Source organism: Blastococcus sp. TF02-8, from assembly GCF_003319175.1.
Lineage (GTDB): Bacteria > Actinomycetota > Actinomycetes > Mycobacteriales > Geodermatophilaceae > Blastococcus.
This window is the reverse complement of record NZ_QOHK01000017.1, coordinates 1-1993: the sequence shown is the minus strand read 5'-3', so window position 1 is coordinate 1993 and position 1993 is coordinate 1. Positions and strand designations below refer to the sequence as shown.

General features: G+C 58.7%; 1 rRNA gene. It reads right to left on the bottom strand.

The window, feature by feature from the left end:
* Positions 1 to 1842 (bottom strand): 23S ribosomal RNA (locus DQ237_RS19270); the annotation flags it as partial.
* Positions 1843 to 1993 lie beyond the last annotated feature (151 nt).

Sequence of the window (1993 nt, the reverse complement as noted above, 5' to 3'; positions counted from 1 at the left end):
ACCTGAGTTGGTTTGGGGTACGGGCCGCTCGGAACTCGCTAGAGGCTTTTCTCGGCAGCATAGGATCATCCAATTCGCCTCAATCGGCTATGCGTCAGGCCTCACCCACAATGTCCGACGGATTTACCTATCGGACGGGCCACACCCTTGCACCGGTACTACCACTCACCGGTAGGACTACCTTCCTGCGTCACCCCATCGCTTGCCTACTACCAGTCCGGGTCCCGTGTTCGACTCCATCGCCCACAAGTGGGTCCAGGAGCGTCAGACGGTTAGCATCGCTGGGTTCAGCATGGGCGTTCCTTCGCGGGTACGGGAATATCAACCCGTTGTCCATCGACTACGCCTGTCGGCCTCGCCTTAGGTCCCGACTCACCCTGGGCGGATTGGCCTGGCCCAGGAACCCTTGGTCTTCCGGCGGGGGAGGTTCTCACTCCCCTCTCGCTACTCATGCCTGCATTCTCACTCGTGTGGCGTCCACGGCTGGATTCCTCCGCCGCTTCAACCGCCACACGACGCTCCCCTACCCATCCACACACCTGGCCGGACCCTCAAGGAGTCCGACGGGCGACTGTGTGAATGCCACGGCTTCGGCGGTGTGCTTGAGCCCCGCTACATTGTCGGCGCGGAACCACTTGACCAGTGAGCTATTACGCACTCTTTCAAGGGTGGCTGCTTCTAAGCCAACCTCCTGGTTGTCTCTGCGATCCCACATCCTTTTCCACTTAGCACACGCTTAGGGGCCTTAGCCGATGATCTGGGCTGTTTCCCTCTCGACTACGAACCTTATCGCCCGCAGTCTCACTGCCACGCTCTCACTTACCGGCATTCGGAGTTTGGTTGACGTCAGTAACCTTGTGGGGCCCATCAGCCATCCAGTGCTCTACCTCCGGCAAGAAACACGTGACGCTGCACCTAAATGCATTTCGGGGAGAACCAGCTATCACCGAGTTTGATTGGCCTTTCACCCCTACCCACAGCTCATCCCCCAGGTTTTCAACCCTGGTGGGTTCGGTCCTCCACGCGGTCTTACCCGCGCTTCAACCTGGCCATGGGTAGATCACTCGGCTTCGGGTCTAGGGCACGCGACTCAGGTCGCCCTGTTCGGACTCGCTTTCGCTACGGCTACCCCACACGGGTTAACCTCGCCACGTACCGCTAACTCGCAGGCTCATTCTTCAAAAGGCACGCAATCACCCCGGACCGAAATCCTAAGGCTCTCACGGCTTGTAGGCACACGGTTTCAGGTACTATTTCACTCCCCTCCCGGGGTACTTTTCACCTTTCCCTCACGGTACTTGTCCGCTATCGGTCACCAGGGAGTATTCAGGCTTAGCGGGTGGTCCCGCCAGATTCACACCGAATTTCACGGGCTCGGTGCTACTTGGGAAACAAGCTCGGGAGAGACCATGTTTTCGTGTACGGGGCTCTCACCCTCTACGGCGACCCCTTCCAGAGGCCTTCCACTAACACGATCTTTTATGACTCCCTGCCACCCCGGCAGAGGTGACTGAACTGTCCCACGACCCCGACCACACAACGCCTGCCGGCTATCACATGCAATCGGTTTAGCCTCTTCCGCTTTCGCTCGCCACTACTCACGGAATCACGGTTGTTTTCTCTTCCTGTGGGTACTGAGATGTTTCACTTCCCCACGTTCCCTCCACACGCCCTATGTGTTCAGGCGCGGGTCACACCACATGACTGGTGCGGGGTTCCCCCATTCGGAAATCCTCGGATCAACGCTCGGTTGACAGCTCCCCGAGGCTTATCGCAGCCTCCTACGTCCTTCATCGGCTCCTGGTGCCCAGGCATCCACCGTGTGCCCTTAACAACTTGGCCACACAAAAAACCCCACACACCTGCCCCCGGAAGGAAACAGACGTGCGGGCCTACAAACAAACTCTGCAAACCAGAGTCAGAAGATGCTCGCGTCCACTGTGCAGTTCTCAACGTACAACCAGTCACCACCCACACGACCCCACCAGACCCG